Source organism: Bacillus sp. J14TS2 (assembly GCF_018333015.1).
GTDB lineage: Bacteria > Bacillota > Bacilli > Bacillales > Bacillaceae_C > Lederbergia.
Genome location: NZ_BORE01000004.1, coordinates 225,878 through 248,734, shown reverse-complemented (window position 1 = coordinate 248,734; position 22,857 = coordinate 225,878). Strand labels below are relative to the sequence as shown.

The following is a 22,857-nucleotide window of genomic DNA, read 5'->3' as shown; positions in this document are numbered from 1 at the left end:
ATGTTCAAAAAGTCAGTAAAAAAGATATTTTTGTTCGCCTTTTTGAACACGCTCTATATAATCCTTTTTATTTACAAGTTCCTCATCTTGTTGAACATCTATTTAAGTGATTAAAGGAGGTACATATATTTTGGGTTCTATTCTTCGCAAGGCACGAGCGATTGCTATGATTTTATTGATGGTCATCATTGTTTCAGGCTGTGGCGCCACAGGAGCGAATAAGGATGAAAAAGTTATACAGTGGAGTGGCGGTTGGCCGCGTCCACCATTATTCCAAGGGAATAACTTTGCTAATGGTGGGATTGGAGAAGCGACAAATTTTGTTTTTGAGGGATTAGTGCAAAATGTCCGAATCTCAAATGAGCAACATTTACGTTTAGCAAAATCAATTGATTTTCACGATGATTATGCAGAAGTTAAATTAGTCGATGATGCGGTCTGGCATGATGGGGAGCCTTTTACAAGTAAAGATATATGGGCGTATTATATATTAAACAATGGGGCAGAAGTCACTCAGTATATGAAAGAAATTGAACTTGTGGATGATAAAACATTACGAATTCACTGGTTGGAACCTCAAGCAAATGAGATTGTTCTTTCCTTTTTATTAGGACAGGATAAGCAGGCTACGATTCCTTATCATATTTATGGGAAATATGTTGATCGGGCTGCTGAGTTATTAGATCAGGCATCGCCTTATACGGAAGAAGAACAACTACTCCAAAAAGGGAAGTTTGGTTTGAAAATTGATGATGATTTGCAAAAGGAGATAGATAAGAACTGGCAGGACTTTCTTGTGGCAGGTCCAGAAATGCCAGTCGGAACAGGGCCTTTTACAATAGAACGAGTAACATCTTCAGATATGTTGCTTGAAAAGTTTTCTGACTATTATCTTGCGGATGAGATTAAATTTGACAAGGTAACCATTAAAAATCCTGGGACTGAAGGTGCTGCGGGATTTGCGCTATTGCGTTCCGGCCAAATTGATTACTTTGATGGTACCCCACCACAGGATATTCTTGAATCATTATTAGCTACGAATAAAGATCTTGTCCATTTTAAAATGCTGGATCCAGCTTCAGTTGGTATTCTATATAATCAAGCCCGTCCTCCGTTTGATCAAAAGGAGTTTAGACAGGCAATTACGTATGCGATTGATAGATCGAAAGCGCGCGAAGTTGGGAATGTATATGGACAGGAACCAACAACATCGATTACAGGGCTCGTACCATCGGATATGGAGAACTGGATAAAACCAGAAGTTATAAAAGATATGCGAGACTATTCATACAATCCAGAAAAAGCGGAAGAAATATTGGAAGACCTGGGTTGGAGCCGTGACAAGGAAGGCATTTGGCGTGATCCAGATGGGGTTCGTCCTGATTTTGTCATCGGTGTAAATGCTACATGGCAAAATGGTCTAATGCCCGGCCAAATTGTAGCTGAACAATTAACAGCTTTTGGTATTCCGACTCGTCTAATGGCAGTCGATGGAACCGTTTACTTTGATAATGTTTCAAAAGATGATGGGCTTTATGATATGTCCCTTGATTGGGTTGATGCAGCTTGGGGATTTATGTTTCCTTGGCAATCCATTCGTGAAGTGTATGAAGGAAATATTGCTAAGATGATGCATATGCCTCGTTATGCTGAAGATCATGAAGATCCTGAAAAGCGAGATAAAATTAATTTGCGTTTAAAGAGTTATGATGATGTTGAATTTGATGTGCGAGAAGTTATGCAAAAGATTCCATATATGGATGAGGAAGAGTATACGGAATGGTTTTCGCGAATGGCGTGGATCAATAACGAAGAAGCTTTCGGTGTCAATTTGTTCCAGAATGTAACAGGAACATGGTTAAATCAGGCTCATTTAGATGGATTGCCACTTGAGTCACAGATTGAACAATATGATCGCAATATACCTGTACCAGAAACAGACGAAGACATGCGTGAAGTATTAAAAACAAATTGGTTCAATTCTGGTATTCAGCCATTTATCGAAGGACAATACCGACCGAAAGAATGAGGAGGATTTCCATTGACACGACGGATATTTTTAAAACGCATTCTCAACGCACTAATCACCATTGTCCTTGCTGTTGTCATTACCTTTGTCCTGTTAAGGCTAACGCCCGGCAATGCGATTGACCAGTGGGCGAGGGATTATGCGATTGAATACAACATCACAATTGATGAGGCCTATGCGCGGGTTGCGAATATGATTAATTATGATCCAGATGAACCGATTATCCAGCAGTTTACCCGCTATGTGGGCAATTTGTTACAGGGAAACCTGGGTTATAGCATGGTACATCAGGGGCTGCGTGTTAATGATATTATTGCTAATGCTTTGCCGTGGACCCTGTTTGTATCTAGCATTGCCTTGGTTATTAGCTTTGTTATTGGCATCTATTTAGGAGTAAAGATGGCGTACAACCGAAAATCATGGATTGATCCTGTTATTTCCATATACTCAGTTGTGACCAATGCAGTTCCTGATTTCATCTTAGCGATACTTCTCTTAATCGTATTTTCTTATGGATTAGGATGGTTTCCAATAAACGGGGCATATGATTTCTATTTAACACCTGGTTTTAATCTCCCTTTTATTGGCAGTATTTTTTACTATGGGGCACTGCCTATTCTTACTTATGTGTTGACTTTAATTGGTCAGTGGGCATTGATGATGAAAGGAAGTGCAGTCAGTATTCTTGGTGATGACTATATTGAAGCAGCAAAAGCGAGGGGATTGCCGCAGAAGCTGATTGTTCGAAAATATGTGCAGAAAAACGCCATTATTCCATTGGTTACACAACTTGCCGTCTTTTTAGGCGGAATGCTTGGTGGGGCGATTCTTGTAGAAAATTTGTTCCAATATCCGGGGATTGGTTATTTTATGGCTGAAGCAACGAAACAGCGTGATTATATTGTGATGCAAGGGATCCTTCTGTTTATTGCAATTACGATGATCATTGCTAATTTTATTGCTGATTTACTATACAGTAAATTGGATCCAAGAATCCAGATTGAGGAATAGGGGTGAAACGATGCAAGGCGTGATCGATTTTTTTCGAATTATAATATCGAACCGACGTTCATGTGTTGGTTTAATCATAACAGTATTTTTCATTTTGATGGCAACCGTCGGTCCAGTTGTTTTTCCATTAGATACACAAGTGGACTATGAAAATCGCTATCAGCAGCCAAACTTTGAACATTGGCTTGGAACGGATTATGGCGGCAGGGATGTATGGTCGCAAATTGTGCACGGTTCACAGGAGGTTCTTCTTATCGGTCTGCTGGCGGCGGTTGTGACGCTGATTTTTGGAGCAGTACTAGGAATGATTTCTGGGCTTGTCGGCGGCAAGCTAGATACGGTCATTATGCTGATTACTAATCTGTTTTTGACCATTCCATCCTTACCTGTTTTTATCATCCTAGCGGCTTTTTTATCCATTGAAGACCCATTCTCATTTGCGCTTGTGCTGAGCGCGTGGAGCTGGCCGGGACTGACAAGGGCTGTTCGATCACAAGTAATTTCACTAAAGGAACGGGATTTTATTGTGATTTGTAGAGTTATGGATTTAGGCTTAGGGCACATCATTTTTAGGGAAATTATGCCTAATATTGTCTCCTATTTGGCGATTAATTTCATTATGATTATGCGTGGAGCGATTGTTGGGAGTGTAGCGATTATGATGCTAGGATTAGCCCCTTATTCACCAACCAATTGGGGACAAATGCTGAACCTGGCGATTTCTCAAACCGGAGGAATTTTTAATCCAAATGGCTATGTATATGTTCTGTCACCAATTGTTTGTCTCGCTTTGTTCCAACTGGGGACGATCTTCTTTGCAAATGGGCTCGATGAAGCATTGAACCCAAGACTTCGAACAAGGGGTGGAGCATAATGGAAACAGTCATTGAATTTGAAAATGTCAACGTGTCCTTCCCGATGCGAGAGGGAACCGTTCAAGCGGTTCGTGATGTTTCGCTCCGGATTCCGAAGGGAAAGGTAACAGCTCTTGTGGGTGAAAGTGGAAGCGGGAAGTCCACATTGGCTTCCACCCTGCTAAGAATGGTTTCTGCACCAGGAACGATATCGGCGGATTCTATTCAAGTTGATGGGCAAGATGTGACGAAGATGTCTGAGAAACAACTGCTCAATTATCGTTGGTCTGAAGTATCGATGGTATTTCAGGCGGCACAGAATTCATTAAATCCTGTTGTAACAATTGGGGAACAATTTGTTGAAACATACCGGGCACATCGGAAGAATGCAAAAAATGAAGTGATTGAGAAAAGAGCAATCGAATTGCTTGAATATGTTAAGCTTGAACCCAAACGAGTTTTACGTTCGTATCCTCATGAACTAAGTGGTGGAATGAAGCAACGGGTCATGATTGCTTTTAGTTTGTTGTTAGAACCAAAAATAGTCATTCTGGATGAACCCACAACGGCCCTAGATGTCATTACACAAGATTCGATTTTTTCTATTCTCGAACAAATCAATCGTGACTTGGGCATTACATTGCTTTTGCTTTCACATGATATCGCTGTCGTGGCAAAGGTAGCTGATTATCTTGGTGTCATGTATGCAGGTAAGATTGTGGAATTTGATGAAATTTATACAATTTTTGAACATCCGAAGCATCCTTATACGGAGGGATTGCTGCGAGCGGTTCCTTCACTTATTCACGACTTAGAAGCGATAAAGCCTATTCCGGGAGCTTCACCTAATCTACTTGATTTGCCAAAAGGTTGTCCTTTTCACCCGCGATGTGAATATGTAATGAGTCATTGTAAAACAGTGGAACCAGAATTAAAGTTGTTGAAGGACGGTTATCGTCCTGCTTGTCATTTATTTACTGACAAGGAAAAGGAGGTTGTAGAAACAAAATGAATCCATTGCTGAAATTAGATAATGTGTCCATGCATTTCCCGAATAAAGATAAAGAAGCGAAAAATACAACCATTAAAGCGCTGTCGAATGTCAGTATGTCCTTATACCCTGGAGAAATTATGGCGATTGTAGGGGAAAGTGGCTGTGGCAAAACGACGCTTGGAAAAGTTATTGCTGGGTTGTACCAGCCAACAGGTGGGACCTATTATTATAAAGAAAATGATGTTAGTAAATTAGGTGGGAAGAAACAGAAACAATATCGAATGAGTGTCCAACTTGTACAACAAGATTCCTATGCTGCTCTGAATCCGGCAAAAACGATCCAACAATCCTTGGCAGCCCCAATTATCCGTCATAAGATAGCGAAGGGAAAACAAGGGATTCGAACAAAGATAATTGAGCTGCTTGAAACTGTTGGACTAAAACCAGCAGAGCAATTCCTAGGAAAATTTCCTCATCAATTGAGTGGAGGTCAACGCCAACGGGTACTAATGGCAAGGGCGATTTCGCTTGATCCTGAAGTAATTGTTGCAGATGAACCTGTATCAATGGTAGATGTTTCGTTACGTCTCTCTATCCTAAATTTAATGACGTCATTAAATAAGAAGCTAAATATTGCTTTTATTTATATCACTCATGATTTAGCAACTGCTCGATTTATTGCTCAAAATGGTCGTCTAGCTGCTATGTATTTAGGGAGGATTGTCGAGTTAAGCTCTGTTGGAGAAATGATGGATAATCCTCAGCATCCCTATTTGCAGGCATTGTTAACAGCAGTACCGATTCCTGACCCAAAAATCGCGAAGGCAAAAAATGAATTGCCATTAAAAGGGTTAGAGGTACCAAGTCTTGTCAATCCACCTGGCGGCTGCTCTTTTCATCCACGTTGTCCTTATGCAACGGAATATTGTAGTGAAGAACTACCACCATTGCGCGAGGTCAAACATGGGGTAGTGGCATGCCACTATGCAGAGAGGATTCCGAAATGGCACTTAACAGCTTCTTCAAATTAATTTTTCATTTTGCTGTCATTTTTGCGGTTTTTAGCGGTCTGTTAATTTTTCTAACGGAACCAAAGACAGTCGAGTTCCAACTCGTCTGTATAACACTGGTCATTAATAGTTGCATTATTATTGGCACTCTTATTTTCAGTCGGTGGATGAAAAAAAAGCACAAAATAAATAAAAATTGAGTAAAATTACTTAACAGCTTGTCTGCAACGAGATGATGATCTGTAGTGGATTTTAGTATGTGAAAGCACATGAAACAATAGAAGAAGAGAAGGGAATAGAATAGGATCAAGATAAACGGAGCTAGCGGTTGTGCAGCTCCGTTTGTTTTATTGATAATTCTGTGCAGTCATTCGTAATGCAAAGCGTTAGCTTGGGGGAGCTGTTGAATCGCGAATAATAAGATTAGTGGGTAATAAAACCTTTTTAGCCTCCATTTGAGTTTTTGTGGAGGTTTCTAATAATAATTTCGCTGCTTCATAGCCTAGTTTTTCAAAGTGTTGCCGAACTGTACTTAAAGGTACTTTAGCATATTTAGAACTTTCGAAATCGTCAAAACCGATAATGGAAAGATCTTCTGGGATCTTTATGCCCATTTTTATCAATTGCTCCATAACTTCAAGGGCCATGCGGTCATTTACACAGAATAAGGCCGTTAGATTCCCTTTTTTAATCGCGGTCACGAGATCTTCATAATCTAGCTTTGATCGTGAAAAGAAATTAGTGGAATCAGTCAGCAGATTGGCGTTCATCAGGGCATGCTGGTAACCAAGATATCGTTCCTTTTCTGAGTTTAAAAAGAAATCATAAGCACAAAAACCGATTTTCGAGTGACCTAAATCAATTAGATGACTCACCGCCTCAAACCCCCCGTCATAATTATTACAAGCAATACAAGGTAAGGGGATTCCCATTGGAAATCGATCTAATAGTACAATCGGGATTCTCTTTGATTGAATGTCTGTTAGATACTCTTTAGCAGCCTCTGGATCTGAGGAATAGATTAATAATCCTTCACAATCTGTTTGAATTAATTTTTTTACTAGATCCTTTTCTCGATCAATATCATTTTCAATGAACTCGATGATTAACTTATAACCATGCTTGGAAAGATAGGATTGAATTCCTTTCATAATTTGCATATAGGAGTTGTCGTACATGTCCTTTCCAGATAATACAAATGTAATTAATTTTGTTCTTGTTTGATCTTTTTGCTTTTGGTCGGAAATAAAGCTACCCTTTCCTTTAACACGGTAAATTATACCTTCATCCACTAACTCAGCTAAGGCTCTTCTAACTGTAATGGAACTGACACCGAGTTTTTCAATAAAATCTTTTTCACTTGGTATACGTGCGTGGGCGGATAACTCTTTATTTTGAATCATGCTAAGTATATAATTTCTAACCATTTGATACTTTGGAACAGAGAGCTTTGACTCCTTCATATTTTAACTTCCTTTCAATAGTTGATGTGATATTTATTTATAAAAAGCATAAAGTAAATAATGTAGTATTGAAGGTAAAATAAAGCTTGATTTTTATTTTCTTTTATAATAATGTGTATGTATACTTTTCTGTTGAGGATAGTATAACATTAAAAACAAATTCTTTCTATATTGTTGGAAAGAATCTATTTATCTAAGGAAATGTAATCGCTAACATTTATGCTTTAAGTATACTACAAGCGTGAACACTCTGCTGATTCATGAGGAGGTGATAAAAATTGAGTTCGTAAAGTTGGTTGGTAAAATAGATTCACAGCTTATTTTTACATGAAGACCTATCGTTTTTATTATCTTAATATTGTGTGAAATAACTTTGTTTGGCAAATTCTTTGCTCTAATGACCTCAGTGAACACCGGAAGTTTCTATAGACGAGGAGGAAAATCATGAGGAATATTAAAAAGCAATTCCTTGTATTACTAGTCGTGTTGTTAGTTGTGGGTTTAATAGGGTGCCAGTCTCAAAGTATGGAAAAAGATACACCAAAAAACACGGCTAAAGAGAGTGAGGAGAAGATCACACTTACGGTCATGTTGGCGTGGGTGATAGGGGAGGATCGATGGGAAGAATTTTACAAAAAGCCAGCAGAAGAGAAATTCCCTAATCTTACATTAGAAAGAATAGAAGGAGATGCAGGAGACAGAGAGACACTAGAAAAAACATTCGCTGCAGGGATTAAGCCTGACATGATCATGGTCAGTCATCCTTCCCAGATCCAATTACTTCAAGAATATGGATTGGCAATGGATATGAGAGATATGATCGATCAGTATAATTTTGATCTAACTCGTTATGATGATGATTATTTAGCGGAGTGGCTTTCATGGACAGGTGGCGAAATATGGTCCTTACCTTTTGTATCGCAGAAATATGCGTTGCATTATAATAGAGACATTTTTGATTTGTTTGGCATTCAGTATCCGGCAGACAATCTGACCTGGGATGAGGTAATTGAACTTGCGAAGAAAGTGACTGGAGAACGAAATGGTGTTGAGTACCATGGTTTATACATGCAACATGACGCGAGCCAAACCTTGTCTCAAGTAATGGGAGATACGCTTTATGTTAATCCAGAGACGGATGAAGTCTTGTGGACGGAAAGACAAGAGGTTAGCGACTATTTCGCTTTGGTTGAGCAAATGAAATCCATCCCAGGCAATGATCTTGCAGAAATAGAGACAGACGGTATTGCGTTTATCGATGCTTTTCAACAAATAAGAAACTTGGCTATGATTCCCCATCAATTCCTTGAGGCGCTACCTGAAGATTTGAATTGGGATATTGCGACTTACCCAGTTTGGTCTCAGGCACCAGGGATACAACCTAATCAAAGTGGTTGGGCGCTGGGAGTAACAGATATAAGTGAACATAAGGAAGCGGCTTTTGAATTATTGAAGTTTTGGTATTCCGATGAACAGATCCTCAGTAAAGGGAATTCGGCAGTAACGACTCCGTTTAATCATTTATTTGAGAATGGAGCTGTCGAAGAAGCTTTGAAGAATGATCCTAATCGCTCTTATCTTGCGGATTTAAATATTGATTCTTTATTTATGAATAAACCAGGTGGCGGTACATCAGAAAAAAGGTCAATCTATGATGCGGGAGCACAGGATGTAATAGGGGGGAGTGGCTTTGAATTTTACGATTCTGATCAAGATCGTAACGAATTTCTACGAGATTTAAAACAAAAAGAGGAACAAAGAATTGTCGAAGAAAAGTCGACAAAATAATCCAATTAAAACGACTTCTTACAGGATTTGACAGCTAAGTTATGAGTGAAATCGAGTCCCAAACATAGCTTAGACGGAGGGATAGGAATGAAAAGGTTAAAAGGTTATTGTCTATTTTCATTAATAATCATACTAGCCAGTATAATTAGTGGCTGTCAAACTCAAAATGCAGGAAATGACCCAAAGGTTGAAAAGTCGGTGACGATTAAAATCGCCTATCTTTTCGACGGAGATACATGGGAGGAAAGGGTGGGTTCATTAGAGAAAGATCTCAAAAATATTAAGCTAGAACGAATTCCTTATGAAAATACGGTGGAGTCACTTCAAGAAATATTTGCAAAAAGTAATAAACCAGATATTATTATCGGTCCAATTGAACCGATGAAGGAACTTGAAGTGATTGAACCACTAGATGAATTAATAGAACAACATAATTTTGATCTTGATTCTATCAACTCTGCCTTAATGAAGAATGTTCGCTCGTTAACAGATGAGGGAAAAATTGTAGCATTTCCAGATAATCGCCCTTTTTTCGCACTTTACTATAATAAAGATATTTTCGATATGTTCGGACAGGATTATCCAGATCAGAGTACAACCATGACCTGGAATGAGGCAATCAATCTAGCCGCAAAGATGACAGGAGAAAAAAATGGTACACAGTATGTTGGGATGACGCATGGACCTTTTGCCGGCTTCGGTCCAGGGACTTGGCCATTGGATGAACTAGCTACGAACATGACGGATCCGGAGACAGGGGAAGTAAATATTCAAGATAATCCTTTGCTTCGGAAATACTTTGACTTAATGGCAGAATATTATAGTTTTCAAGGGATCCACGATCCGGAGTGGGAAGGCGATTGGTTTGCTGAAGGAAAAGCCGCAATGTTTATTGCCCAAGATGCCTATCTTGATAGTATTGAAGATCAGAATTTCCTAGATTCTTTAGACATGGTACCAGTTCCAATATGGGAAGATAACCCTGAACAAGGGCCATATCGCGGATTTTGGTCAATGGTCATTACGAATTATAGTGAGCATAAAGATGAAGCATTTAAAGTTTTGGAAGCCTATGTATCTCAAAAACATCAGTTAGAGGTCACGGAAAGTGGAGTGATGGGATCTATTTTGGCAGATCCTGAAATCCATCAAAATTATGCGATTAATGCTCCAGGCCTTGAAGGGAAAAACCGTGAGTCCTTCTTTGCTCAAGAACCCGCAGTATATGAAGATACAATAAGTCAGTGGGACAGCTATGTAGATGTGGATACTGCTATAGAGAAAATAATTGAGCAAGACAAAGATATCAACACGATCATTAGAGAATTGGAAGAAGAATCTGCCGCAAAAATTAAGGAAGCGATGGAAGCGGACTAGTGAATAGTGAATAACTGCCAGGAAACCATCAAGTGCTTGAGGAAGAAGTCAATTCAGAATTAAGGAGGCTAATGGATGTTGAGGATTATGCAAAGAAAGCGGAATAGGTTGTTACTAATAATGGTGGTGGTATTAGTGGCAGCCATGTCGCTTAATATGAAATCGATGATGTATGCAGAACAGAAAGCAGAGGCTTCAGAACCTATACGTAATCAGGAACCTTTCAAGATTCAAGTCATTGATGGGGAGACAGGAAGAGGGATTCCGGCCGTAGAGCTGAGGACGACGAATAACATTCTCTACTATACAGACAGTGCGGGCTATGTCGCCTTTAATGAACCAGGTCTCATGGATCAAGAAGTCTTTTTCCATTTATCTAGTCATGGGTATGAGTTTCCTGAAGATGGTTTTGGAAACCGTGGCAAAGCGATAGACACAAAACCAGGTGGAAGCATCACGATAGAGATGGATCGATTGAATATCGCTGAGCGACTATATCGAATCACCGGTCAAGGTATTTATCGGGATAGTGTCCTGCTTGGTCTAACACCACCAATCAAAGAACCGCTTTTGAACGGAAAAGTTATGGGCTCGGACTCGGTCCAGACAATCGAATATCGGGATAAGCTTTACTGGTTTTGGGGAGATACGGACAGACCGGCATACCCATTGGGCAACTTTCGCGTAACTGGTGCTACATCGGAGCTGCCAAGCAGGGGAGGACTTGATCCTGAAGTAGGTGTCGATCTGGATTATTTCATCCAAGAAGATGGATTTGTCAAAAGTTTGGTACCACCGTTATCTGATGGGGCTGGTATTGCTTGGGTATTCGGTCTAATGACGGCAGAAGATGAATCTGGGAAAGAGCGACTGCTTGCAGGTTATAGCACACATACCCCTTTGAGCGCCTTTGGTATTCTTGTTTTCAATGATGAAGCGGAAGAATTTGAGCAGCTGGTCGAATTCCCGGATAAGGAGGACTGGCGCCATCCAGGTGGGCAGGCAAGCTATTATGAAGAAGAGGGGGAAGGGTATTGGGTGTTTACCGAACATAATATGCCGAATTTGAGAGTACCGGCAACGTTTGAAGCCATTCAAGATCATGAACAGTATGAATCCTTCACTTGCCTCACACCTGGAACGACTTTTGATGGAGAAAACACATCATTAGAACGTGATGAAGACGGTAATTTGGTATGGGACTGGAAATTAAACACTGCTCCATTAAAGCCAGATCAAGAGAAAGAATTGATCGATCTTGGACTAATCAAATCAGATGATCCGAACTATTTTCAGCTTAAGGACATGGATACAGGCGAGGATATCAAAATTACATCTAGCTCTGTTGAATGGAATGAATATCGGAATAAATATGTGATGATTGGCCAACAAACTGAGGGGGACACATCCGTTCTTGGGGAGATTTGGTACACAGAGGCACCAGCACCACAGGGACCGTGGGAGACCGCTAAAAAAATTGTGACACATAGCAATTATACATTCTATAATGTGGCACATGATGAATTCTTCGATAAGGATGGCGGACGCACGATCTTCTTCGAGGGCACCTATACGAATACATTCACAGATAGTATCGCAACACCGCATTACAATTATAATCAAATGATGTATAAGTTAGATTTGACCAATCCGGACCTTGGCTTAGAAGCACCAGAAATGAATATAAGTGTAGCAGAGATGTTAGACAAGCTAGCGGGATACCAAGATGATTTTTCTTCTAAGGAAGCCTACCGAGATTTATACGTCCATTTAACAGCGTTAAGACATTACGAGAAACAAGAATTAACAGATAAAATCATGAAACATACAGAGAGTTTTAAAGTATTACTTGATCATCAGATGGAAAGTGAATTAATTTCTGAGAACGTCTATAAGGACCTTAAGGCTGATGTGGAGAAGTTGATGCAGAGATGGCAATAGATGTCAAAGCTATTAGGGGGAGTGATGATGGTTGTTCAAAGTCGTTATCTTGTTTTACTAACGGTATTATTTCTGGGGGGATTGAGCGGTTGTAGTGCGCAGGATGTTGATCAAAGGTTGGATAAGGAAAATGAGGAGAATGTAGAAAATAATGAGAATATTACAGAGGAACCAGTCACGATAAAAATTGCTCGTTATTTCGAAGATGATGAGGCATGGGAGAGTAGAGTTGGAAAACTTGAGGAAGATCTTCCTAACATTAAGTTTGAGCGAATTCCCTATGAAAATACATCCGAATCCCTCCAGGAATTGTTTGCAGCAGGAGTGAAACCAGATATTATTATTGGACCAATTGAACCATTAAAAGAACTTGAAGTGATTGAACCACTAGATGAATTGATTGAACGACATAATTTTGATCTCGACTCGCTTAATCCCGCTCTAATGAAGACGGCCCGTTCATTAACGGCAGAGGGTAAAATTGTTGGATTTCCAGATAACAAAACCTTTTCAGCACTTTACTATAATAAAAATGTATTTGATCTATTTGGAGTTTCTTATCCAGATCCAGACGCCCCGATGACCTGGCAAGAGGTCATTGATCTTGCCGCAAAAATGACAGGCGAAAGAAATGGTATGGAATATATTGGGATGACTCATGGACCTTTTGCTGGATTTGGCCCTGGCAATTGGCCTTTTAGTGAATTAGCAACTAACATGACGGATCCAGAAACAGGAGAAGTAGACATTCAAGATAATCCTGCGCTTAAACAGTATTTCGAGCTAATGGCTGACTATTATAATATCCCTGGAGCTCATGATCCAAATAGGGAAGGCGATTGGTTTCTGGAAGGAAAAGCTGGTATGTATATTGCGCAAGGGAATTATCTAGATCTTATTGAAGACGTTAGTGTCCTTGGAGCGATTGACATGGTTCCGATTCCTGTATGGGAAGATAAACCAGATGTAGGCCCGTTCAATGGTTTTTGGACATTGACGATCACCAATTATAGTGAACACAAAGATGAAGCATTTCAAGTGTTGGAGGCTTATGTATCTGAGAAACATCAATTAAGCGTCTCGGAAAGTGGTGTAATGGGTTCAGTTCTAGCTGATCCCAAGCTGGATGAAAGGTATGCCAGTCAATCCCCAGCTTATGAAGGTAAAAATCGTGAAGTATTTTTTGCTCTGCAGTCTGCTACTTATGGAGATACAATTAGTCAGTGGGATGAGTATGTGGATGTCGGTGAAGCTGTGACAGAAATAGCGGAAACTGAAAAAGATGTAAATACCATTTTAAGAGAGTTAGAAGAAAAATCTGCTGCGAAAATTAAGGAAGCGATGGAAGCGGACTAAAGGTGAGATTAGTAGGTATAAAGAGAGAGGCCAGCCACATGGTTGCCCTCTCTGCCTCTTGCAGCATTAGTTCGATTAAAAAGTTAATGGATGGTTTTCATAAATCGGAAAGAATAATAAGAAGGTGAACAGGAATATGACAAAAAAGGCATATTTTGTAGATGGGTATCATGGTGGTGTGAAAGGTCATATGCCTCTAGGTTCTTGGGCAGATGTGTTAAGTAAAATGGCGCACAATCCTGATTGGAAAATTGGCTTGGACATTGAACCGATTTCTTGGGAAGTGTTAAAAAGAACCGATCCAAAATCATACCAAACGCTCCACACCTACTTAAAAGATAATGGCAGCCAAGCAAGGGTAGAAATGCTGGCAGGCAGCTATGCACAGCCCTTTGGTTGGGTGATTGGCGGCGAAAGTAATATCAGACATTTGATACGGGGGAAGGAGATCATTCGAGAACATTTTCCAGAGGCAGTGGTTGACACCTATGCCACACAAGAACCGTGCTGGAGTAGCTCTTTTCCGCAGATCCTTCTGTCACTTGGCTATAAACGGGCTGTTCTGAAGAATCCTGGTACAGCCTGGGGCGGATATGCCGCCACAAATCCACATGAAATCGTCCTTTGGGTGGGACCGGATGGGTCGGCGATTCCTTGTGTGCCACGCTATGAATCAGAGAAGCTTGTCAATTGTTGGGAGACAGAAGCCGCGCATATGGAAGAGGACTTTGTCAATAGGAGTTTCAGTCTGGGCATCTCCCATCCGATTGGAAGCTTTTTGCAAGATTTAGGGTGGCCGGCACAACCGAAAATGGAAAATAAAGAGGTTCAGTATGTAACATGGAGAGAATATTTTGAAGAAATTGTCGATGAACCTGTGCATCAGTGGGCGTTTTCTCAAGAAGATATAAGATGCACTCTTCCTTGGGGAGAAGGCACCCTTCAAAAAATGGCCCGAGAAGTACGATCTGCGGAAAATAAAATGATCCAAGCAGAAAAATTGGCTGTTCTCGCTAGTGTCACGCGCGGCTTGGATTATCCGGATGAGAAGTTTCGCCAAGCGTGGGATGAATTACTGCTATCCCAGCATCATGATGCATGGATTTGTGCAACGACACAAATTGGAAGACGAAATTGGGCGTGGCAAGCGGGAGTACAAAGCTGGAATGCAGAAACGATCAGCCGCGACATCATTGAAACATCCATGGACGCCTTCCGTATGGAGGAAGGAACGGATGAGGCTGGAATCACAGTATTTAACACATCAGGTATGGAGCGCAGGGATGTAGTTGAAATCGAAATCCCGACCCCTGTAGGGACAAAGGCAGTACGGGTGACAGATCAACAGGGGAATGAAAGGCTGAGTCAAATTGTGCCCTCAAGACACTATCAAGCGGATGATAGTATCAATGCTGGAAAGCTTTTGTTCCAAGCAGAGGTGCCAGCGATGGGGTATCGTACATTTACGATTACACCGATTACATATCCGAAGCGTTTCACAGACATGGTCCAAGTTACACCTAACACAGTAAGGATCGAAACCGATATCTATGAGCTGGAAATCGATACAGCTCGTGGCGGTGTCATCACAAAGGTATACGATAAGGGTGTGAAGAAGGAATTTGTGCGTGACTCTGCTGAGGGACTGAACGAATATTCAGGGTATTTTATTACAGAAGAACGGTGGGTTAGCAGCACGGAATCCCCAGTAGAAGTGATGGTTAAGGAAAATGGCCCATTGCGTGCAACGGTTGAGATGAAAGGCAAGATGGCTAATGTGGACATCATCACGACGATCAGTGTCATAAATAGCGAGAAGAAAATAGATGTTCATGTTCGGCTGCATTACAAAGAGCAGACATGGATTGGGGATCCTTGGGATATAGAACCAGAAAATCGAAGAACAGAGCGGCGCAGGTCCCATCATAATGATCAATATAAATTGAGCGCGTTATTTCCCGTTTCATTGGACAATGGCAAGCTGTATAAAAATGCGGCATTTGATGTAACAGAAAGTCGGAATGATCACACCCATTTTACGCGCTGGGATGAAATTAAGCATACGATTCTCCTTCATTGGCTGGATGTCTATGATGAACAACAAGATTGCGGGTTTGCCATTTTCTCCGATCATACAACTGGATATTCACATGCCAAAGGAGAGCCTTTAGCTCTTACTTTAGGATGGGGATGGGAAGGGGGATTTTGGTGGGGGAAATGTCCGCTTGAAGGTCAGAAAGAAATCAACTATTCCCTTCTTCCCCATTGCGGCCGCTGGGATCAAGCGGGGGTACACCAGGAATATTCATCATGGGCGGAGCCGTTCGTGGCGATGTTGGGAACACCAGAGCTTGATACGTATTCGCTTATCCAGGTCTCTGATCCTGCTATTGAGGTCACAACCTTGTTGCGTGATGGAGAGGATGTACTTGTTCGCTTATTTAACACTGGACCTGAAAGAAAAACCACCCATGTTAGGGTGAACTGTGAAGTAGGAGAAGCTGAAAAAGTCGAGCTCGATGGAAAATTCAAAGACTCCTTGGTGATGCAGGCAGGGACTGATGGCGGTTTTGAAACAGAAATCACATTGGCGGGTTTCGGTCTTTCAACCATACGGTTGTGTAAAGTGAAAGAATAAAAACGGAAATAGACAAACGACAATTGGGGTGACGGTATGAAACTAGAAAAAGGGTGTAAGCTTGTAATGATTGGTGATTCGATTACAGACTGTGGGCGCAAGCATCCATATGGCGAAGGCTTATTTGAAGGCGTGGGAAAAGGCTATGTTGCATTGATCGATGCGTTGCTGCAAGCTGCATACCCAGAGTTGGCCATCCGCTGTATCAATATGGGGAATAGCGGAAATACGGTTCGAGATTTAAAACAGCGCTGGAAGACCGATGTAGTAGATCTACAACCAGACTGGCTTTCCATAATGATTGGGATCAACGATGTTTGGCGCCATTTTGATGAACCGAACATTACAGAATCCCATATCAGTCTAAGAGAATATGAAACGACATTATTGGAGCTAGTGGAGCAGGTGAAACCGGATGGAAAAGGGCTTGTGCTGATGACACCTTTTCTGATCGAGGCGAACGCGGATGATGCGATGAGAAAAAAGATGGATGAGTATGGACTGGCGGTTAAGCGAGTCGCTGAACAGGTGGATGCCATATTTGTTGATATTCAAGGGGCATTTAATAAGCTGCTTGATTACTATTACTCAGCAACCTTTGCGGCAGATCGAGTCCACCCAAATATGACAGGACATATGGTGATTGCACGGGCATTTTTAAATGCGGTTGACTATGATTGGGCGAGAAATAGATAAATGATATTTATGCCGCATTAACTGGCTGTAAGCTCCCCACTTTGGGGGATTAACAGCCAGTAAAAGCCCGATTTGTTCAGGCCTGCAGGACGTAGGTCACAAAGGCGTTGCGACGTACAGGACGTACTAGTGCGGGCGAAACGACAGGATGTTGCGAATTTAGTCTTTGATCCTTACTAATCAATGGGGGATGAAGGAAAACCCTAACTGATTGAAGTTTCACTTTATAGGAGGAAATTATGAGTAAACTAGAATATGTCAATATTAATATGGGGACGAAATCCAACCCCAGATATTCGAATGGAAATACATTGCCTTTTACACAATGTCCTTGGGCAATGGCTGGTTTTTCTCCCCAGACGACCAGTGAGCGAGAAGGCTGGTTTTATGATCCGGAGGAACGTGGGATTGAGGGCGTTCGACTTTCCCATCAACCCAGTCCATGGATTAGAGACTATGGAAATATCATTCTAATGCCACAAAGTGGTAAACCATATATAACCCCTGATGAAAGATGGTCTGGCTATAAACCAGAGGATAGTATATTGAAACCAGACTATATGAATATTGAATTTTTACGATATAGAACAAGATTAGAGCTTACTCCAACACATAGAGGTGCCTGTATTAGGTTGAAGTTTCACTCACAAGAGCAACCACGACTCGGATTATTTCCCGTCAAGGACACATTCACTTGCGAAATTGATAATCAGAAAAAGCAGCTAAAGGGATATACGACTGCGATGAATTTTAGCCCGGCTGAGAATTATGCGATGTATTATGTTATGCAATTTGATTGTGGGTTTAAGCTTGAAGATAGTATGAACAGTGAGGAAGGAGCCAATATTGCACTTGATTGCAAGGATGAAGTTACCGTTCAAATGGCGATTTCGTTCATCAGTATGGATCAGGCTTTGCTTAATCTCGAGTGTGAATTGAATGGGAAATCTTTTGAACAGGTAAGACAGGAGTGTATAACAGAATGGGAAGGTCTTCTTGGTAAAATTGACATCGAGTCTAGCGATGAAGAACAGATGAAGACTTTTTATTCGTGTATGTATCGAGTAGCTCTTTTTCCGCATCGATTCCATGAATATGACGAAAATCAGCAACCATATCATTACTGCCCGCATGATGGCAAAGTGAGAGAGGGTGTTTTATATACGGACAGTGGATTTTGGGACACATTTCGTTCTGTTTACCCATTGTACGCACTTATATTTCCTGATCAATATGAAGAAATGGTGCAGGGTTATGTGAATTTTTATAAAGACTGTGGCTGGTTACCGAAGTGGCCTTGTCCTGGTGATGTCGGTGCAATGCCAGGAACTTTGATCGATGGAGTTATTGCCGATGCTGCTGTAAAAGGAATCATCGGTGGTGATTTGTTGAAGGATGCTTTTGAAGGGCTGCTAAAGCATGCTGAGCAAGAGGTAAAAGACAGTCCCCACGGACGTCATGGTACATCGGATTATCATACTTATGGGTATATTCCAAGCGACAAATATCATGAAAGTGTAAATCATACACTGGATTACGCCTATGGAGATTTTTGTATTGCACAGGTTGCAAATATTCTGGGGGAAACTGAAATAGCTGAACGATATTACCAGTCATCCACGAATTATCAGAATTTGTTTGATCATGAAAGTGGATTTATGAGAGGCAGGGACAGCCAAGGGAAAATGTCTAATGAATTTAATCCATTCTCTTGGGGCGGTGATTATTGTGAGGGAGGACCATGGCAAAATTCTTTTGGCGTATATCATGACATTGACGGATTGATTGGTTTATATGGCGGAAAAAAAGAGTTTGAAAAGAAATTAGATGAATTGTTTCATACTCCCCCGATATATGATGTTGGTGCATATAACCACGAAATACATGAAATGACCGAAATGGCCAATCATGATTTCGGGCAGTGTGCGATATCCAATCAACCAAGTTTTCATTTGCCGTGGCTATATGCTATGGCTGGTGTACAAGATAAAACAAATCATTGGGTTACGAAGATTGCGAAGGAGGGATTTTCTAGCGGAGTTGATGGATTCCCCGGGGATGAAGATAATGGCAGCCTATCGGCCTGGTACATCCTTGCCACCATTGGTCTTTATTCGGTTTGCCCTGGAAAACTTGAATATATAAAAAATAAGCCCTTAGTAGATAAGGCAATTCTCCATACAAAAGCTGGTGAACTTATGATTGATCCTCACACAATGGGAGGTTCTTCGATTTCTTACAATGACCTAATGCATCGCAGAAAAAACTCGCAATAAATGGATCAATTCTAGTTGTAAAAAAAAAAGGGAGAGTGGACTGCTTTCACTCTTCCTTTTTCTAATGAAGAATATGCCCTTATCAATGTTAAGTTAAGGAGTACGCCCATCTGTTAATTGCTTATCTTTATATTTCATATCACGATATTGCTTTGGTGACATATTTGTTTCGTTTTTAAATGTTCGGTAAAAGGTTGATAATGTTTCATAGCCAACCTCAAAACAAATGGTGATAATTTCTTTATCTGTTTCACTCAATAACTTTTTTGCCCTTTCAATGCGAACTTCCATTAAATATTGCATCGGTGTTTTTTGATAGGTTTCTTTAAAAATCGTATTGACATACCGAGTACTAATCCCTAATTTGTCTGCAATATCGTTAGCAGTGATCGGTTCATAGTAATGTGTATCAATGTAATTTTTGATTGTCTCGGTGCGTAAGCTATTTTTATCAAGGATCCTAGATCTTTCTATAAATCGCATAAGGGTTAGTAAAATATGTAATAAATGGATTTTGAGAGCCCATCCAGATAAAGAATCTTTGCTTGTTTGTTCGTAAATCATCTTTCTTAATAATTGTCTCAGTTCACTACTTGCTATTAGGTCGGGATTGAAAAAACGAGATGAATGAAAAAAGTTGCGCTGAAGCTCATGGTTGCCAAAACTAGCTAAAGAATCAATATCAAAGGCCAAAACAAGTAGAGTTAAGCTTTTCTGAGAGTAGATGGAATGCGGTGAATAAGGTGCTAGGAAAGCCCCTTGATCTTGTGAAATGCGGTACTCTTGATGATCAATGGAAATAATCCCTTCTCCTTCAATCGCATACAAAATTTGATGATTATCGTGATGATGGATGTTTACCCTGTCCCCTGCTTTATGCCTGCTTTCATAAAGGTATGCCCCCCATTCAGGCAACTGCATTTTTCTCAATGTCATTCTTTTCTCTCCTTGAACGAATATATCGTAGTTAAAGTTTACCATAATCATTAGCAAAACAGTTCCGAAATTAAGAATCCTTTTCCTATTTTCATAAGAAGTATACTTTGAAAACGGTTAAACTAAAGAAAACTAACCAAAAGAAGGATGGGATTTATGTGAAGCATAATATTGGAATCATTATGAATGGTGTAACAGGAAGAATGGGCACCAACCAGCATTTAATTCGGTCGATCGTAGCCATTCGTAAGCAAGGTGGTGTTCCATTACATAACGGTGATGTTATTATGCCGGATCCGATTTTAGTCGGGCGTAATGAGGAAAAACTAAAAAAACTTGCGGAGACTTATGGAATAGAACGCTTTAGTACTGATCTTGATACATGTCTTGCTAATCCCAATGACATCATCTATTTCGATGCGCAAACAACAGTCCGTCGTGCAGAAGCGATTAAACAAGCGATTGCAGCCGGAAAACACATATACTGTGAGAAGCCAACAGCGACAAGTCTAGAAGGATCACTAGAATTGGCAAAGCTTGCAAAAGAAGCGGGCGTTAAAAATGGAGTAGTTCAAGATAAGTTGTTTTTGCCAGGTTTATTGAAATTAAAGAGATTAATTGATTCTGGATTTTTTGGAGAAATTTTGTCTGTCCGCATGGAATTTGGTTACTGGGTATTTGAAGGAGATTGGCAGGAAGCCCAACGCCCATCCTGGAATTATCGTAAAGAAGATGGGGGCGGCATGGTCGTTGATATGTTTGCTCATTGGCGTTATGTTCTGGACAACTTGTTTGGTAATGTCACAGCCGTATCTGCCTTTGCGACCACACATATCCCTAAAAGGATTGATGAGGAAGGGAAAGAATATGAATGTACGGCAGATGATGCAGCCTATGCGACGTTCGAACTTGAAGGCGGCATTATTGCACAAGTCAATTCTTCTTGGGCTGTAAGAGTGAATCGGGATGACTTATTAACGATTCAAGTCGATGGTACAAAAGGAAGTGCGGTTGCTGGATTGAGAGATTGCAAGACTCAACATCGTGTCAACACACCAAAACCAGTTTGGAACCCTGATATTGAAAATCCATTTAACTTCTTAGAACAATGGGAGGAAGTGCCAGGTAATCAAGAGTTTGAAAATGCTTTTAAAATCCAATGGGAGCAATTTTTAAAGCATATTGTAGTAGACGAAGCGTTTCCATGGGATTTGTTAGAAGGTGCAAAAGGAACACAATTGTCTGATCTTGGTTTGAAATCTTCAGAAGAAAGACGCTGGATAACCGTTCCGAAACTATCTATTTAAAGGGGGATATAAATGGTTTCATTACAATTACCGAAAGCTGATGGTACTTTATATACGTATGAACCAACTAAGGCCTCATCCTTTGTCATTCCTGATAAGCCGTTCCAAAGCAGGGTAGCTTTTTCCGCAGCACATGTGGTTTGTGATCCGTTTGCCAATACGGATCCATTGAACAATGCGCAAATCGATTGGGAAGGAACCCTAGCCTATCGACATCATCTTTGGTCACTTGGATTAGGTGTTGCGGAAGCCATGGATACAGCTCAAAGAGGAATGGGACTCAACTGGGAAATGGCGAAAGAGCTAATATTACGATCGGTTGCCGAAGCAAAAGCGGTCAATGGGCTTATTGCTTGTGGAGCAGGTACAGATCATTTATTACCTGGGAAAACCGTGACGGTAGATGATTGCATACAAGCCTATGTGGAACAATGTGAATTCGTTGAATCTGCCGGGGGACAAATCATTTTGATGGCAAGTCGTGCGCTTGCCTCCTGTGCTAAAGGGCCGGAAGACTATGAACGAGTGTATTCACATATTTTAAAAAGCGTTTCTCAACCTGTTATTCTACACTGGTTGGGAGATATGTTTGATCCTGCTTTGGCTGGCTATTGGGGCCATTCGGATATAGAACAAGCAATGGATGTCGTTTTGGACATTATCAAAGCGAACGCTGATAAGGTAGATGGCATTAAAATCTCTTTATTAGATGAAGAAAAGGAAATCACAATGAGACGTAAACTTCCGGAAGGAGTCCGAATGTACACGGGGGATGATTTCAACTATGCTCGGCTTATTCAAGGAGATGAATTCGGCCATAGTGATGCATTACTAGGCATTTTTGATGCGATTGCCCCAGCTGCTTCAGCAGCCCTACATGCGTTGGATGAAGGTAACTTGACAACCTATCATCAACTGCTAGAAAAGACTGTTCCTTTATCAAGACATATTTTCCAAGCGCCGACTTATGCGTATAAGACGGGTATTGTATTTATGGCTTATTTAAATGGACATCAATCTCATTTTCGAATGATTGGCGGAGCAGAAGGTTCAAGATCTTTGCTTCATTTATCTGAACTGTTTGTCTTAGCAGACCAAGCGGGTTTACTAACTGCCCCAGATTTAGCTGTCAAAAGAATGAAGCTTGTCACAGAATTATCGGGAATCGTTTAGGAGGAAGA

The 22,857-nt window shown here is 40.7% G+C and carries 16 protein-coding genes; 14 read left to right on the top strand and 2 right to left on the bottom strand.

Annotation, left to right across the window (positions count from 1 at the left end; genetic code table 11):
- The first annotated feature begins 130 nt into the window (after window positions 1–130).
- The 5 genes from KI375_RS08310 to KI375_RS08290 are packed head-to-tail and all read left to right on the top strand — an operon-like array spanning window position 131 to window position 5,919.
- Complete coding sequence (locus KI375_RS08310) at window positions 131–2,029, top strand: ABC transporter substrate-binding protein (RefSeq protein ID WP_212973022.1); 1,899 nt, start codon at window positions 131–133, stop codon at window positions 2,027–2,029.
- A 12-nt stretch (window positions 2,030–2,041) separates the two neighbouring features.
- Window positions 2,042–3,040, top strand: a complete 999-nt coding sequence (locus KI375_RS08305; RefSeq protein ID WP_212973021.1) for an ABC transporter permease — start codon at window positions 2,042–2,044, stop codon at window positions 3,038–3,040.
- Between the two features lie 10 nt (window positions 3,041–3,050).
- Entirely contained in the window at window positions 3,051–3,914 is an 864-nt protein-coding gene (locus tag KI375_RS08300) for an ABC transporter permease (RefSeq protein ID WP_212973020.1), read from the top strand.
- Window positions 3,914–4,906, top strand: coding sequence for an ABC transporter ATP-binding protein (locus KI375_RS08295; protein ID WP_212973019.1), 993 nt, complete (start codon window positions 3,914–3,916; stop codon window positions 4,904–4,906). The genes KI375_RS08300 and KI375_RS08295 overlap by 1 nt, the downstream gene beginning before the upstream one ends.
- On the top strand, window positions 4,903–5,919 hold the full coding sequence (locus KI375_RS08290; RefSeq protein ID WP_212973018.1) for an oligopeptide/dipeptide ABC transporter ATP-binding protein: 1,017 nt from the start codon (window positions 4,903–4,905) through the stop codon (window positions 5,917–5,919). Before KI375_RS08295 ends, KI375_RS08290 begins: the two co-directional genes overlap by 4 nt.
- Window positions 5,920–6,284: 365 nt before the next feature.
- Here KI375_RS08290 and KI375_RS08285 read toward each other — a convergent pair whose 3' ends face one another.
- Window positions 6,285–7,361 (bottom strand): GntR family transcriptional regulator, encoded by a 1,077-nt coding sequence (locus KI375_RS08285; protein ID WP_212973017.1) that lies wholly within the window; start codon window positions 7,359–7,361, stop codon window positions 6,285–6,287.
- 444 nt (window positions 7,362–7,805) lie between these two features.
- Between KI375_RS08285 and KI375_RS08280 the strand changes: the two genes are divergently transcribed.
- The 7 genes from KI375_RS08280 to KI375_RS08250 all read left to right on the top strand — a co-directional run bounded on the left by KI375_RS08280 (window position 7,806) and on the right by KI375_RS08250 (window position 19,433).
- A complete protein-coding gene (locus KI375_RS08280) occupies window positions 7,806–9,149 on the top strand; it encodes an ABC transporter substrate-binding protein (protein WP_212973016.1) in 1,344 nt (447 codons plus the stop codon).
- Between the two features lie 87 nt (window positions 9,150–9,236).
- On the top strand, window positions 9,237–10,526 hold the full coding sequence (locus tag KI375_RS08275) for an ABC transporter substrate-binding protein (protein WP_212973015.1): 1,290 nt from the start codon (window positions 9,237–9,239) through the stop codon (window positions 10,524–10,526).
- A gap of 75 nt (window positions 10,527–10,601) precedes the next feature.
- Complete coding sequence (locus KI375_RS08270; RefSeq protein WP_244852429.1) at window positions 10,602–12,467, top strand: FIMAH domain-containing protein; 1,866 nt, start codon at window positions 10,602–10,604, stop codon at window positions 12,465–12,467.
- A 27-nt stretch (window positions 12,468–12,494) separates the two neighbouring features.
- Window positions 12,495–13,823 carry an ABC transporter substrate-binding protein gene (locus KI375_RS08265; RefSeq protein WP_212973014.1) on the top strand — a complete coding sequence of 443 codons (1,329 nt, stop codon included), beginning with the start codon at window positions 12,495–12,497 and terminating at the stop codon, window positions 13,821–13,823.
- Window positions 13,824–13,959: 136 nt separating this feature from the next.
- Window positions 13,960–16,461, top strand: a complete 2,502-nt coding sequence (locus KI375_RS08260; RefSeq protein WP_212973013.1) for a glycoside hydrolase family 38 C-terminal domain-containing protein — start codon at window positions 13,960–13,962, stop codon at window positions 16,459–16,461.
- Window positions 16,462–16,497: 36 nt separating this feature from the next.
- Window positions 16,498–17,157 carry an SGNH/GDSL hydrolase family protein gene (locus tag KI375_RS08255; RefSeq protein ID WP_212973012.1) on the top strand — a complete coding sequence of 220 codons (660 nt, stop codon included), beginning with the start codon at window positions 16,498–16,500 and terminating at the stop codon, window positions 17,155–17,157.
- A 239-nt stretch (window positions 17,158–17,396) separates the two neighbouring features.
- The gene (locus KI375_RS08250) at window positions 17,397–19,433 is read left to right on the top strand and encodes a GH92 family glycosyl hydrolase (protein ID WP_212973011.1); all 2,037 of its coding nucleotides are present in this window, start codon (window positions 17,397–17,399) and stop codon (window positions 19,431–19,433) included.
- A gap of 93 nt (window positions 19,434–19,526) precedes the next feature.
- Here KI375_RS08250 and KI375_RS08245 read toward each other — a convergent pair whose 3' ends face one another.
- A complete protein-coding gene (locus KI375_RS08245) occupies window positions 19,527–20,369 on the bottom strand; it encodes a helix-turn-helix transcriptional regulator (RefSeq protein WP_244852427.1) in 843 nt (280 codons plus the stop codon).
- Window positions 20,370–20,551: 182 nt separating this feature from the next.
- Here KI375_RS08245 and KI375_RS08240 point away from each other — a divergent pair, with 182 nt between their 5' ends.
- Entirely contained in the window at window positions 20,552–21,676 is a 1,125-nt protein-coding gene (locus tag KI375_RS08240) for a Gfo/Idh/MocA family protein (RefSeq protein ID WP_212973181.1), read from the top strand.
- A gap of 12 nt (window positions 21,677–21,688) precedes the next feature.
- Window positions 21,689–22,849, top strand: a complete 1,161-nt coding sequence (locus KI375_RS08235; RefSeq protein ID WP_212973010.1) for a dihydrodipicolinate synthase family protein — start codon at window positions 21,689–21,691, stop codon at window positions 22,847–22,849.
- Window positions 22,850–22,857: the final 8 nt, after the last annotated feature.